The sequence below is a fragment of the Fuscovulum sp. genome (assembly GCA_035192965.1).
Taxonomy (GTDB): domain Bacteria; phylum Pseudomonadota; class Alphaproteobacteria; order Rhodobacterales; family Rhodobacteraceae; genus Paragemmobacter.
The window spans coordinates 3,250,468-3,263,452 of sequence record CP136571.1; the positions used below are offsets into that span (position 1 = coordinate 3,250,468).

Genomic DNA, 12,985 nt, shown 5'->3' on the forward strand with positions numbered 1-12,985 from the left:
CGTTACTCTGTCGAAGTCGCGGCCAAATGGCGGAAAAGGATGCGCGCTACGCGGTCGGGACATTCGATTTGCGGAACATGACCTGCATGCGCCAAAAGGTGAAGGGCGAAATCACCCTCTGCCGAAAGCGCCTGCCGATACGGAAGGATATGGTCTTTACGGCCCCAGATGAGCGTTGTTGGCGCCTCGAGGCGGTTGATCGCGGCGCGCAGGTCAAAGGGTTGCACGCCATCCGGAAACAGCACTTCACCCATATCGGCCTGCGCGGCACGCAGAGCGGGATCGGCGCGCAGTTTCATGGCCGCGCGGGCGTAATCGTCGCTGATGCCGTCCGGCATAGCTGTCAGGCGGCGCAGCCACGGGACCAAGCTTTCGGGGCGGCTTGCGCGAGTGATCCCTGACAAAACGGCTGCGTCGATCTCGGGGCCAAGTCCTGCTGGGGCAATCAGTGATAAGCTTGCCACACGGCGGGGCCGAATGTCCGCCATGGCGATGGCCAGCGCACCACCAAGCGAATGGCCCAGAAGATGCACGCGGCCCAGATCGCGCGTGGCGTCATCAAATGCCTCGACCATCATTCGGGCCAAGTCGGAAAAGCTGGTGATGTGGCGGCGGGGCGAACGTCCATGACTGGGCAGGTCAATTCGGATCAGGGCACGTTCTGGGCCAAGCGCCTTTTCCAGTGGGGCCCAGCTTTGGCTGTCGGCGGTGAAGCCGTGCAGAAGCACCAGCGGAATGCCAGTGCCCTTGCGATGGCTGACATGCAGCTTGCCTGTCTGTGCTGTCCATCCCGCGAGAGAGTCCAACGGCGCCGCTTGTTCCATCCGGGCTGACAGATAAGCTGCCACATCGTCGCGCTGGATGCGGCCTTTTGGGCCGGTCCCCGGGATACCCTCCAGCGCGACATTGCCCTCACGGGCGGCGGCGCGCGCGGCGGGTGTTGCGCGAAGCTCCTCACCCACAAGCATCGTTGGAGAGGGTTGAGTCTCGGCCATAGTCTGTATCGGGTTGGGTGAAGGCGGCGCTTCCTGCCCGGTGGTTGCGACGCGGATAGACGTTTCGGGAGCCCGTCCCGCGGCCATGCCGTCAGGATAGATATAGGCCACCACGCTGCCCACGGGCACCTTGTCACCGGGCCGGGCGGTGATGTGATGCAGGGTGCCGGAGGCTGGAGCCTCTACCTCCATCGCGGCCTTGTCGGTTTCGATGTCGAACAACGCCGCGCCTTTCGTCACTTGATCGCCTTCGGTGGCGTGCCAGACAGCCAAGGTGCCGTGGGACATATCCATGTCCACCTTTGGCAAGATCACCTCGACCGGGCCAACTGATACGGGCGCGGCGGAAACAGCTGACTTCCCAGATGGGTCGGCGAGCGCAAAGTTTGTTTGTTCAGATTCGCCGTCGCCGAGGATCAGCGCGATGACCGTGCCCACCGCCACCTTGTCGCCGGGCTGCGCAAAGACAGAATGCAGGCGGCCGGAGGCTGGGGCCTCTACCTCCATTGCGGCCTTGTCGGTTTCGATGTCGAACAAGGGGGCGCCCTTCATCACCCTGTCGCCCGGTGCAGCATGCCAGACAGCAAGGGTGCCGTGGGACATGTCCATGTCCACTTTGGGCAGGATCACTTCGACCGGCATTCCTTATACCTCGCGCCGCGTCAGTCGGCGGGCGGCGAATTCGATCGTGTCGACCTGAGGCACAGAGGCGCGTTCCAGGTCAGGGTTGTAGGGCACAGGCGCGTCTGCCGCGCCCAAGCGCAGAATCGGTGCATCGAGAAAATCGAAAGCGTCGCTTTCAGCCACGATCGCGCTGATTTCCGCGCCAACACCAAAGGCCTTTACCCCTTCGTATACAACCATCAGACGGCCCGTCTTGCGCACAGATGCAAGGATCGTCTCGCTGTCGATTGGGCGGATCGATCGCAAGTCGATCACCTCGGCACTGATGCCGTCCTTGGCCAGCCGCTCTGCCGCTTCAAGCGCGCGATGCACCATGATCGACCCAGCAACGATGGTCAGATCAGTGCCGGTCCGGCGCACCATCGCCTTTCCGATGGGTGTCTTGTAGCTGCCTGCCGGGACCGGGCCTTTCATTTTGTAGAGCAGCTTGTGTTCAAAGATCATCACCGGGTCAGGGTCGGCCAGCGCGGCCAGCAGCATCCCCTTGGCATCCTCGGGGGTGCTGGGTTGCAAAACCTTAAGCCCCGGCACATGGCCGAACCACGCCTCGATGGATTGCGAATGCTGCGCCGCCGCTCCGGTGCCGGAGCCCGATGGCAGGCGGAACACCAACGGAACCGATGCCTCTCCCCCAAGCATGTAGCGCAGCTTGGCAGCCTGGTTGACGATCTGCTCCATGGCCAGCATCGCGAAATCCGAGAACTGGAATTCGAAGATCGGCTTCAGCCCAGTGAGCGCCGCGCCCACGGCAACACCTGCACCGCCCAATTCCGAAATTGGCGTATCCATGACGCGATCCGTGCCGAACTTGTCGACCAGATCAAGCGTCACCTGAAAAGCCCCGCCATAGACGCCGATATCTTCGCCCATCAGGATCACGGTCGGGTCCGCCTCCATGGCGATGGCCATGGCTTCGCGGATGGCCTCCGCATAGGTGAGGGTGCGCAGCCCCTGGTCCTGGATCATGGCGTTCATCTCATTCCTCCGCGTAGACGTAGCGGGTCACTTCGGAAACATTTGGGGCGGAACTCGCCTTGGCAAACTCGATGCCAGCTTCCATGTCCGCCACCGCACCTGCGGCGATGGCATCGGCCCCAGCCTCGTCCAGAATGCCATGTGCGACGAGTTCGGCCCGGAAGCGTGCGATGGGATCGCGGGTCATCCAGTCCTCGATCTCTTCCTTGGTGCGATAGCGGTTTCGGTCCGATTTGGAATGGCCGCGCCAGCGGTAGGTGATGTTTTCCACCAGCGACGGCCCTTCGCCGGAACGGGCGCGTGCTATTGCGATATGCACCGCCTCGGCCACGGCAGAGAAATCATTGCCGTCCACCGTAATGCCCGGCATCGAATAGGCGGCGGCACGGTCCGATATCCGTGCCACGGCTGTTGACCGCTTGATCGATGTGGACATGCCATACTGGTTGTTTTCACAGACGAAGATGACCGGCAGCTTCCAGATCGACGCCATATTCAGCGCCTCATGGAACGCGCCTTCATTGTTTGCGCCATCGCCGAAGAAGCAGACGGTCACATCGCTTTTGCCCAATCGCTTGGCCGATAGTGCGGACCCGACTGCGATGGGCAGTCCGCCACCCACGATCCCGTTTGCGCCAAGGTTGCCGGTTTTCACATCAGCAATATGCATGGAACCGCCGCGCCCGTGGCAATAGCCGGTTTCCTTACCAAAGAATTCGGCAAACATCCGGCCCACATCGGCCCCCTTGGCGATGCAATGACCATGCCCGCGATGGGTGGAGGTGATCTTGTCGCTGTCGGTCAATTCCATGCAGGTCGCCATGGCGCTGGCCTCTTGCCCGATGGACAGGTGCATCGTGCCGTGGATCAGGCCGCGGGTATAGCTGTCTTCGGCCCCCTCTTCGAAGCGCCGGATCAGATACATCCGCTTCAGCGCCTCGCGCAGTAGGTCCGGCGCATAGGTGCGGATAGCAAAGGGGCGGTTGTCGGGCGCGGTCATGGTCACAGGCCCAGCATCCTGTCCTGCCGGGAGCGCAGGGCGGCGATCTTGCTGTCTGCAGGTACGGCAGCGTTGGCATAGGTAATCAACTCGCCTTTGCGGATCGGCGTGGTGACCTTTGCCCCGGTCAGGAGCCCGCAGGGAACTGCCCCGGCGCCGCGCGCCTCGCCTGCTTCCATGATCCAGGCACGGTAGCAGTATTCGCCGATCTGATCGAGGGTGTCTCCCACCGCCAGGTCCTTCTTGGCGACGGCACAGACCTCTGCCACCGGGCGGGACAGGGGGACCATGTCGGCCTTGCCGTATAGAACGACGCGGGCACAGGTCAGCGGCACTTCAAGCGATGTCAGGTGATAGGGACGAAAGAAGGTGAAGTAGGGGCCTTTGCCCATCTTCAGGTCTTCCATGCGTTCCCAGATGCGGGGATGGTCCATTTCGGCAACTACAAAGACGCCCGGAGCCACGCCTTTGCCGATGGTGTAATCGACGCGCCCTTCGGCCGAGGAAAGCAGCCCGCCAGCCGAGGCCGGGATCAGCATTTTGTTCAATTCGTCGCGGCCCGCAGCGGGGCCGTGCATTCCCGGCTTGTCGGGAATCAGGCCGGTTGCATTGGCGATTGCGGCCATTTCCACCATGGTCTTTGACCCATCGACAAATTCAACCAGCATCCGGGGGTTCATGTGGCGGCGGATAGCCTCTTCGGTGTATTCCGCTGGGGTCGCGTCGATGTTGAGCGGATTGTTCTTGCCCTTGCCTGCGCTGATGATGCGGTGGCCCATGGCGGACACGAATTCGATCAATTCCATACAGGAAGACGGCTCGTCCCCCGCGCCAAGGGAATAGATGACACCCAGCCGCTCCGCTTCGGACCGCAGGTAAGCGCCGATGGTCACGTCGGCTTCGACGTTCATCATCACAAGATGCTTGCCGCGTTCCATCGCACGCAGGCCGATCTCAGCCCCGACGGATGGAACGCCGGTGGCGTCCACCACCACATCAATCAGCCCAGCTTCGAGCAGTGCATCGACATTGTCGGTCACTGCAACCTTGCCGGCCTCCATCGCCCGGTTTGCCGCGTCGGCTGAGGATACCTCCTGCACCCGATCCAGATTGCCATAGGCGATCTCGACGGATTTCGCCGCCGCGCCGGGTTTCAGTTCGCTGATCCCCCCGATTTCGATGCCGCTCATATGCGCGACGCGGCTCACGATGTCTGTGCCCATCTCGCCCGCACCGACGAGGCCGATGCGAATCGGCTTTCCGCCATCGGCGCGGATGGCCAGATCCTTGGCCAGGCCGGTCAGGGCGACGTTGGTGGGCATAGGGGTTCCTCCTTTGGCATTTGCAGGTCACGCTATTTGAACTTTTGTTTGCATGTCAATCAAGAGTTCATGCTGCAGCGCAGAAAATCAGCGAAAAAATCTCGTTGACAGGCAATAAGCGTTGCACACATTATATTTTTGCGAGACGGAAGTTCATTTCGCAAAAATCTGGCTGGGGGAGCTTTCGTAAGCGGCAGCCTCTACGCCCGGCTTGCGCGCAGTGCGGCTAACCGATCAAGTGTCGTCAAAGGGAGGACTAACATAATGACCATTCGTTTCGGGGGCATGTCCCGCCGTTCGTTCCTGCGTACAGGGGCGGCATTTGGTGTTGCCGCGGGTGCGGTCGGATTGAAGACGCCTGCGCTGGCACAGTCTGGCTTGCCGGACATTCAGGCCACGCTCGATGGGATCTCTGTCGCAAACTATGTTCGCGAAGACTATCGCAAGCTCTACAACATGTCGGATGAACCGCTGTGGGATCCGGCCAAGGACTGGATCCGCACGGTTGATTGGGAAAAGGTACGGTCCGAGTTGGGAGGCACGACCGTACGCTTTGCCATCGGCGCGGCAGATCAGGAATCGGCGGCCGAAGGGCTAAAGCCATTCGAGGCGCTTTCGGGCATCAAGGTGGAGCTGGTGCCAATCCCGGATGACAGCATCTATGACAAGGCGATTTCCGAGTTCATTTCGGGCAATGCGTCCTTTGATGCGCTGCAGTTCTTTTCGGCCTGGCTGGGTGACTTTGCTGCGCCGGGCTTCCTTGCCCCGCTGGATGACTTTGCCGCGAAATGGAACCTGCCGCTGGACGATTTCTATGACACCTATCGTCTGAACTATGGTTATTTCGGTGGCAAGCTGGTTGGCCTGCCGTTCGACTGCGACATCCAGATGGTGCATCTGCGCAAGTCGGTGCTGGAGCCGATTCTGGGTGGCCCTATCGACCTTGTGAATTCGGTTCCGACCTATGACGAACTGATCCGCATCACGGGCGAGGCGAACAAGCTGGGCGGTGGTGTGGCGGGGATCGGTCTGCTTGGCGCACGCGGCTTCTGGTCGACCTACACTTGGGAACACATCGCGGCACAGGCCGGGATGCAGCTTTTTGACGCCAACTGGAACCCGACGCTGAACACCGATGCCGGCATGAAGGGTATGGAAACGCTGCTGGCGCTGGCCCAGAACGCTATTGAGGGCGTCTCTGGTGCAGGCTGGGGCGAAAACCGCGCGGCCTGGCTGGGTGGTCAGGTGGCGGCGAACATCAGCTGGCAGGATAGCGGCACGCAGGCCATGCGTCCGGATCAGAGCCAGATCGTCGATGATTTCGTCACCATCTACGAACCCCGCATCAGCGGCGGCGTTTTTGCCCCGCCGAATATCGCGGGTTCCACCTCGGTTGTGACGGCCACCAGCCAGAACCCCGAGGGCGCGTTCCTGATGCTGGCCTTCCTGACCACCTCGTCGATCATGGCGATGAACGAGGCCAACGCCAACGGCGTGGCCCCCGGTTATCGTTCGGTGTTGTCGAATGAGCGTCTGCGCGCAGTTTCACAGCCGATGAAGGTCTGGGCTGACAGCCTTGAGCATGCGTGGTGCAGCCCACGTCTGCCAGGGATGTTCGAGATGGAGCAAGCCTTGGGCAACGAGATCAACCGCGCCATCACCGGGCAGATCACCGCGAAAGAAGCGTTGGATAACGGTCAGGCGGCGTGGAAGTCGATCATGGAGAAGAACGGCTTCAAGGATGGCGGTGGCCCGGTGGCCTATGCCGATGTTGCGCCGGGTCTTTATGTCGGTGGCGGAAAAGCCCTGCCGTTCTGATCAGATGACAACCAAAGCTCCCTTGGTTTCGGCGGCGGGGGTGGCGAAAGCCACCCCCAACCGCAGGAACACCGGCCCCCGTCGCCGAAGCCCCGCCCTGCGCAAGGCTTTTCCCTATCTGCTTCTCGCCCCGGCCATGGCTTATCTTTTGGTGATCACCCTGTATCCGGGGTTGTTTGCCATCTATCAAAGCCTGTTCGTTGTGAAATTCCTGACATGGGAATGGACGGGACTGGGCAACTATTCCGCAATTCTGCAGGACCGCGAATTCTGGGCAGCTCTTGGCAATACTGCGATCATCGGGGGCATTTCGCTGACCCTGCAAACCGCCATAGCCTTGACGATTGCCTATTTCGCCTATCGCGACCCCTTCATTCGGGGTTGGCGCATCGTCTATCTGATGCCGATGCTGTTCATGCCCTCGGCGGTGGCCTTCATCTGGAAACTGGCCTTCAATGACGGGCGGGTAATTTCCAACCTTTTGATGTCGGTCGGTCTGGTCGATGGCAATGTCGATTGGCTTGGAAATGTCTGGCTGGCGCGAATGACGCTGATCGTTGCCGATGTCTGGCAGTGGACGCCGTTCCTGTTCATCATCTTCGTTGCCGCCCTTCAGGGGCAGGATCAGGAAATAGAAGAGGCCGCCCGTCTGGACGGGGCAAGCTGGCCGTCGATCTTCTGGAACATCTCGCTGCCCATGATGCGGCCTGTGATCGTGGTCGCGGTCACGCTGCGCGGCATCGATATTACGACGATGTTCACCAACGTCTTTGTCATGACGCAGGGCACGCCGGGCGGTGCCACGGAAACAATGAGCTATTTCATCTACCGTCAGGGCTTTCGCATGTTCAACTTCGGCTATGCTTCGGCGGCATCGGTCTTGATGCTGATCCTGACAATCATCATCGCGCAGACCGTGGTGAAACGCGCCTTCCATTCGGGAAAGAAGTAGATGGCAAAGTATCGCAAGACACGCGGCGAAAGCCTGCTGCTTCGCTATATCGTGCTGGGCGGCTGGGCGCTGGTCTGCCTGCTGCCGATCCTGTGGTTCCTGTCCATTGGCTTTCGTCCCCGGACCGAGGTGATCACGCCCGTCCCGATCTATTGGCCGACTTGGTCGCTTGATGCCTGGCACCTATTGATGAGCGATTGGCCAATCGCGCAGTACCTCCGAAATTCCGTGATTGCGGTGGCAGGGTCTGTGATCATTGACCTGATCCTTGCCATCCCGGCGGCCTATGCCCTGTCACGGTATGAGTTCAAAGGACGCGAGGATATTGGGTTCTACATCCTGTCCACGCGCATGATGGCACCTGCGATCGTGGCCGTGCCGATCTTCTTTCTGTTCAAGACGATGGGGCTTCTGGATTCGGTTTGGGCGTTGATGCTGATCTATGCGGCGATCAACCTGTCGTTGGTGACTTGGATCATCCGCAGCTACATGCTGGACATCCCGAAGGAACTTGAAGATGCGGCGCGCACAGATGGGGCAGGAGATTTGCGTATCCTATGGGAAATCATCATTCCCGCTTGTCTCCCCGGCATCATCACCGCCGCCGTGATCGCGGCCATCTTTGCGATCAATGAGTTTCTGTTCACGCTGCTCATCGCCTCGACCGCTAACGCCTATACCATGTCGGTGGCGCTGGCGAATTTCACCGGCGGTTCGGACGGCATCATCTACAATGCAATCGCCCTCGTTTCGTTCATCGCCTTCGTGCCGATCCTGATCCTTGTGATCCTGATTCAAAAGCACCTGTCGCGCGGTCTGACGATGGGCGCAGTGAAAGGATAAGCCATGGCCTCGATCCAACTTCAGAATATCGTCAAACGATATGGTGGCTTTGTGGGGGTTCAGGACATCTCGCTCGACATAGCGGATGAGGAGTTTCTGGTTCTGCTTGGCCCATCGGGCTGTGGCAAGACCACGACAATGCGCATGATTGCCGGCCTTGAAGAACCTACCGCGGGCGAAATCGTGATCGGCGGGGAGGTGGTGAACGACATCGACGCGCGGGACCGCGACGTTGCGATGGTGTTTCAGGGCTATGCCCTATACCCGAACATGTCGATCTATGAGAATATCCGCTTTCCCTTGCGGATGCGCGGGATACCGGCGTCAGAGCATGATGGGCGTATACGGAAGGCCGCCGACATGGTGGAACTTGGCGCGTTCCTGGACCGCAAACCTGCTGCCCTGTCGGGCGGGCAGCGCCAGCGGGCGGCGCTTGCTCGGGCGGTTGTCCGGCAGCCGCAGGTGTTCCTGATGGATGAACCGCTGTCTAACTTGGATGCCAAGCTGCGCCAGTCGATGCGGGTGCAGATCAAGCATATGCAGCGGCAGTTGAAGGTCACCACCGTCTATGTGACGCATGACCAGATCGAGGCGATGACTCTAGCCGACCGGATCGTGATCATGAACAAAGGCGCAATCCAGCAAGTCGGCACCCCGGACGAGATCTATTCCGATCCGGCGAATACCTTTGTGGCGGGCTTTATCGGCAGCCCCCCCATGAACCTTATCGACGGGGTGGCAAGGGATGGCCGTTTCACCGCCGACGGAATTTCCGTGCCCTGTCCGCCGCAGGTCTTTGGCAAGGTCACCCTGGGTGTACGGCCAGAGGATTGCCATGTTGGCGGCGAACATGTGCAGGGTCTTGTCTATGGCGTGGAACCGACCGGCGATGTCACCTATCTGACCGTGCTGGCCGGTGGCAAGAAGCTGGAGGTCAAGGCAGCACGCGACTATCGGTCGGACATTGATGTTCCGATCGGAATCTCCCTTGATCCCGCGCATCTGTATTTCTTTGACGAAACTGGTAAGCGCATCCGGGGGGCAAGATGACGGCGTCATTCGATTACACCTCGATGGGGTTCATCACCTTTGACGCGCTTTGCCGGCCGGTGACGCAGATACCACCCGGGGGCGGCACCTATTTTGTCGAGGATTTTACGCTGGCCGTTTCGGGCGCGGCGGGAAGCGCGGTGATCGTCGCGGCCAAGCACGGGCTGAAATCGCGGGCTGTCGGGGGGGTTGGCCACGATGACATGGGTGATTGGGTGCTGGCGAAACTGGAGCGGTTCGGCATCGACACCCGGATGATGGCGCGCTGTGACGGGTTCGCCACCTCTTCCTCCATCGTGACGACGCGCCCGGATGGTGCGCGGCCTGCCCTGCACAAGCGCGGTGCGACGGATGGCTTCTATATCGAAGACAGTCAGATCGATGAACTGTTGGACACCCGCATCTTGCATGTTGGCGGGGTGGGCCTGATGAATCGCATGGATCAGGGCCGAACGGAGGAGATCATGGCCGAAGCCAAGCTTCGTGGTGTGATCACGACGCTGGATGTCTTTGCCTCGACCGCAGATGACCTGCCAAAGGTGGCGCGGTTGCTGCCCCACACCGATTACTTCCTGCCATCCGAGGAAGAGGCGCAGGCCCTGTCGGGGCTGGCGGACAACCGCGATCTGGCGCAGTTCCTGATCGACCGGGGGGCCGGTTGCGTGATCTTGACTCTGGGGGCAGAGGGCGCTTTCTATCGCCATCGGGACGGGACCGAGTTCCGGACACCGGCCTTTGCTGTCGATGTGAAATGCACCTGCGGCTGCGGGGATTGCTTTAACGGCGGCTTTGCGACCGGCCTGATCAAGGGCGTCTCCCTACCTCAGGCAGTGCAGATTGCGCAGGCGTCATCGGCGCAGAATGCGATGGGCTTGGGTAGCCAGGCAGGCGTCAAGGATTTCGCCACAACGCTCGCCTTCATCCAGGCCACACCGCTGCGCGCCACAAAGGACAACTTGGTATCGGCATCGGCTTGAGCTAGACTGAAGGCGAGGATCGGAGAGCCGGATTTGTCGCGCCACAAGTTCATTCCCGCGGATACGATGCCCCTGCGCGAAGCGTTGCGCGGGCTTCGGTTTCTGATGCGCCGTGGAGGCGAAACGATTGCCGATACGCTGAATGTTGAAACGCTGCCGAAACCTGCATCCGACCTTGCCGGCGCCGTCTTGCGTGAAGTGGAGGGTCTGGCCCGGTCTGTGGACGGGATAGCATCTGATGTGGTCAAGACGATGCTGGGCGGACAGGTGGCTGAAGCGGCCCCTTTGCAGGAATTGATCGAACGCCCGGAATCGGATGCCGAATTTGCCACTGCCTTCTATGTGGCCATGACCGCCGTGCTTCGCCGTTTGGGGGCCGAGTCGGTCTTTGTCAGCGAAGCGGCCGCAAGGCGGGTCTTTGCCAGCATGGACCCGCAAGAGGCAGACGTGCCAACCGCTTTGCACGCCGCAGAACTGACATTGCGGCTGTTGGAGGCGCGCGTAATGCGCGGGACGACAGCCGAACAAGCAGCGCGTGTTCCGGGTGCAGCGTTGGAGCCGGTCAGCCTTTTCGCAGTGATCTTGTGGCTGCAATCCGAGCGCACAGATGCCGATAATGAATCTGTTCTGGCCGCGGCTATGGATATGGCAGTAGCATTGGCCGGTGAAATCGCGCCCGCTTTTGCAAAGCGCGACGTGCCCCAGATCGCGGCGCTGTATAACAAGTATGTCCCACATGTCTGAGGTAAGGCTGCACCAAGAAGCGCTGCCGCCGACGAACGAACCGCTGCGGGTCGCGGTGCGGCGTATGCGTTGGTTCAAGTCAGCTTTTCTGCGCTATGTCGAAACCACGGCACAGGAACTGGGCTGCAGTTTCGCGGTGGATGACGTCAAGCTTGCGGCTGCCTTCATGCGCTGGTTGACGGCAATCGAAAAGCAAAAGCCCGCCAACAAGGCGGAACGCCGCGATTTCTTTGAGTTCGCGGCAGCGCTGATGCTTCGGGAGTTGACCGCCGACATGCCGATCCAGGCAGAGGGTCCGGCGCGGCTTGCCAAGGCAGATTCAGCGGCGGCTTTCTGGCCCGAAGGTTACTGCTGCACAACCTTTTGTCTGTCCGTGCATAGTGCCGCGATGGCGCAGGAGTTTGATGTTCTGGCAGAACTAGATCCGTCCATAGATGACCTAAGGCAGTGGTGGTCATTCAAGGAAAACACCACAAAGGACGCCAGCTTTTCTTCGGGTTTCCTGCAAATGCTTCTTGGGCATCAGCCAAACTGGGTTATGCCGGATGTGTTTCGTTCGAGGATTCAATCTGATTTGATTGAAAAGGAAACTGAGTAAAGCCGGCGCATCAGTGACAGGTCAGTTGCACTCGGCCCATTCCGGACTTTCGACTGACCTTCAGGATGCTGCGATGCAGCATGCCGAACCTGCCATTCGCTGCATTCGTTAATTCCATAGCAAATAGCAAGAAGGCTTCACACTTTGCCGAATGGATATATCCCACATAGAATAGCCACGTGACGGAGGTGCTCGTAGCAAGTTCCTGAATGCCCGCCGATGAACGGACGCACGGCCAAAGCGTTGCGATTCCTCGGCTTCGATGTGAAAGGAGCCTGAATGGCAAAAATCAGCACAATTATCGGCGACATCACGCGGCGCACCAACATCTACAGGGTGTTCCCGCGCAATCGTTTCTTTGAACTCTTTGACGAGCAAAAGAACGCCTTGGTCAGGCCGACCATGTGGGAAGACCCGTTCGAGAATTTCATCCTGAGATCGCCTGTCCGCACTGCCGCTGGCGATACCGGAGAATTCGCCTTCCACGAGGATGTCTATGGCCAGTGCTGGACGCTCAAGAAGAGATCGGATGCGATGTGGCGTATCTACTCGCCGAAAACGGATGCCGTCCGAGTCAGGACAACGGTTGGCAGACTGATCGACAGCCTTTGCGCTGCCAGCAAGAGTGTGACCAACGATAGCTGCTTCATCGGCAAGGTTGACTATCCGCCTGATTTCAAACTCAAGGAATTCGCGCGTACGGTCTTCAAGGACGGTCTAACCGCCGAAGCCGTTGCTAGGTCCCTGCTTAAAAAACGGGATGCCTTCGAACACGAGGCCGAAGTCCGGCTGATCTATTTCGAAGGGCAACACAAAAAGCATGACGGCGGCGTCTATAAATACGCACTCGACCCGCATGCCGCGTTTGACCAGTTCATGATCGACCCGCGTATGTGCTACAAGAAATTCTGCAAGTTCAAGGACGAGATCGTCGCGCGAACCAACATCGACGAAGCATGCATCAAGCGCTCATTGCTCTACAAACCACCCGAGGGCTTCGTCGTCGAAGTACCGTGACGGAGAGGAC

At 59.9% G+C, this 12,985-nt stretch carries 12 protein-coding genes; 8 read left to right on the forward strand and 4 right to left on the reverse strand.

The annotated features are described in order from the left end of the window. Positions 1 to 2: 2 nt before the first annotated feature. Genes RSE12_15865 through RSE12_15880 form a run of 4 tightly spaced genes read right to left on the reverse strand, consistent with a single transcriptional unit; the run spans position 3 to position 4,976 of the window. The gene (locus RSE12_15865; protein ID WRH61830.1) at positions 3 to 1,637 is read right to left on the reverse strand and encodes an acetoin dehydrogenase dihydrolipoyllysine-residue acetyltransferase subunit; all 1,635 of its coding nucleotides are present in this window, start codon (positions 1,635 to 1,637) and stop codon (positions 3 to 5) included. A 3-nt stretch (positions 1,638 to 1,640) separates the two neighbouring features. Further along, positions 1,641 to 2,645 (reverse strand): alpha-ketoacid dehydrogenase subunit beta, encoded by a 1,005-nt coding sequence (locus RSE12_15870; protein WRH61831.1) that lies wholly within the window; start codon positions 2,643 to 2,645, stop codon positions 1,641 to 1,643. Between the two features lie 10 nt (positions 2,646 to 2,655). After that, complete coding sequence (locus RSE12_15875) at positions 2,656 to 3,654, reverse strand: thiamine pyrophosphate-dependent dehydrogenase E1 component subunit alpha (GenBank protein WRH61832.1); 999 nt, start codon at positions 3,652 to 3,654, stop codon at positions 2,656 to 2,658. A 2-nt stretch (positions 3,655 to 3,656) separates the two neighbouring features. Continuing rightward, positions 3,657 to 4,976: an NAD(P)H-dependent oxidoreductase gene (locus tag RSE12_15880; protein ID WRH61833.1), complete on the reverse strand. Its 1,320-nt coding sequence runs from the start codon at positions 4,974 to 4,976 to the stop codon at positions 3,657 to 3,659. A gap of 264 nt (positions 4,977 to 5,240) precedes the next feature. On the opposite strand from RSE12_15880, the gene RSE12_15885 reads away from it, so the two are divergent. The 8 genes from RSE12_15885 to RSE12_15920 all read left to right on the forward strand — a co-directional run bounded on the left by RSE12_15885 (position 5,241) and on the right by RSE12_15920 (position 12,975). Further along, a complete protein-coding gene (locus RSE12_15885; protein WRH61834.1) occupies positions 5,241 to 6,794 on the forward strand; it encodes an extracellular solute-binding protein in 1,554 nt (517 codons plus the stop codon). 4 nt (positions 6,795 to 6,798) lie between these two features. Then, positions 6,799 to 7,746: a sugar ABC transporter permease gene (locus RSE12_15890; GenBank protein ID WRH61835.1), complete on the forward strand. Its 948-nt coding sequence runs from the start codon at positions 6,799 to 6,801 to the stop codon at positions 7,744 to 7,746. Beyond that, positions 7,747 to 8,589 carry a carbohydrate ABC transporter permease gene (locus RSE12_15895; GenBank protein WRH61836.1) on the forward strand — a complete coding sequence of 281 codons (843 nt, stop codon included), beginning with the start codon at positions 7,747 to 7,749 and terminating at the stop codon, positions 8,587 to 8,589. A 3-nt stretch (positions 8,590 to 8,592) separates the two neighbouring features. Beyond that, on the forward strand, positions 8,593 to 9,639 hold the full coding sequence (locus RSE12_15900) for an ABC transporter ATP-binding protein (protein WRH61837.1): 1,047 nt from the start codon (positions 8,593 to 8,595) through the stop codon (positions 9,637 to 9,639). Beyond that, the gene (locus tag RSE12_15905) at positions 9,636 to 10,616 is read left to right on the forward strand and encodes a sugar kinase (GenBank protein WRH61838.1); all 981 of its coding nucleotides are present in this window, start codon (positions 9,636 to 9,638) and stop codon (positions 10,614 to 10,616) included. Before RSE12_15900 ends, RSE12_15905 begins: the two co-directional genes overlap by 4 nt. A gap of 66 nt (positions 10,617 to 10,682) precedes the next feature. Then, complete coding sequence (locus RSE12_15910) at positions 10,683 to 11,360, forward strand: hypothetical protein (protein WRH61839.1); 678 nt, start codon at positions 10,683 to 10,685, stop codon at positions 11,358 to 11,360. After that, entirely contained in the window at positions 11,353 to 11,958 is a 606-nt protein-coding gene (locus RSE12_15915; GenBank protein ID WRH61840.1) for a hypothetical protein, read from the forward strand. Before RSE12_15910 ends, RSE12_15915 begins: the two co-directional genes overlap by 8 nt. A gap of 279 nt (positions 11,959 to 12,237) precedes the next feature. Beyond that, positions 12,238 to 12,975: a hypothetical protein gene (locus RSE12_15920; protein WRH61841.1), complete on the forward strand. Its 738-nt coding sequence runs from the start codon at positions 12,238 to 12,240 to the stop codon at positions 12,973 to 12,975. Positions 12,976 to 12,985: the final 10 nt, after the last annotated feature.

Bases quoted from the DNA above. Each gene is read 5' to 3' on its own strand.
- RSE12_15915 (WRH61840.1), top strand. From the start codon at position 11,353: ATGTCTGAGGTAAGGCTGCACCAAGAAGCGCTGCCGCCGACGAACGAA.
- RSE12_15885 (WRH61834.1), top strand. From the start codon at position 5,241: ATGACCATTCGTTTCGGGGGCATGTCCCGCCGTTCGTTCCTGCGTACA.
- RSE12_15875 (WRH61832.1), bottom strand. From the start codon at position 3,654: ATGACCGCGCCCGACAACCGCCCCTTTGCTATCCGCACCTATGCGCCG.
- RSE12_15865 (WRH61830.1), bottom strand. From the start codon at position 1,637: ATGCCGGTCGAAGTGATCCTGCCCAAAGTGGACATGGACATGTCCCAC.
- RSE12_15895 (WRH61836.1), top strand. From the start codon at position 7,747: ATGGCAAAGTATCGCAAGACACGCGGCGAAAGCCTGCTGCTTCGCTAT.
- RSE12_15900 (WRH61837.1), top strand. From the start codon at position 8,593: ATGGCCTCGATCCAACTTCAGAATATCGTCAAACGATATGGTGGCTTT.
- RSE12_15920 (WRH61841.1), top strand. From the start codon at position 12,238: ATGGCAAAAATCAGCACAATTATCGGCGACATCACGCGGCGCACCAAC.
- RSE12_15905 (WRH61838.1), top strand. From the start codon at position 9,636: ATGACGGCGTCATTCGATTACACCTCGATGGGGTTCATCACCTTTGAC.
- RSE12_15890 (WRH61835.1), top strand. From the start codon at position 6,799: ATGACAACCAAAGCTCCCTTGGTTTCGGCGGCGGGGGTGGCGAAAGCC.
- RSE12_15870 (WRH61831.1), bottom strand. From the start codon at position 2,645: ATGATCCAGGACCAGGGGCTGCGCACCCTCACCTATGCGGAGGCCATC.
- RSE12_15910 (WRH61839.1), top strand. From the start codon at position 10,683: ATGCCCCTGCGCGAAGCGTTGCGCGGGCTTCGGTTTCTGATGCGCCGT.
- RSE12_15880 (WRH61833.1), bottom strand. From the start codon at position 4,976: ATGCCCACCAACGTCGCCCTGACCGGCCTGGCCAAGGATCTGGCCATC.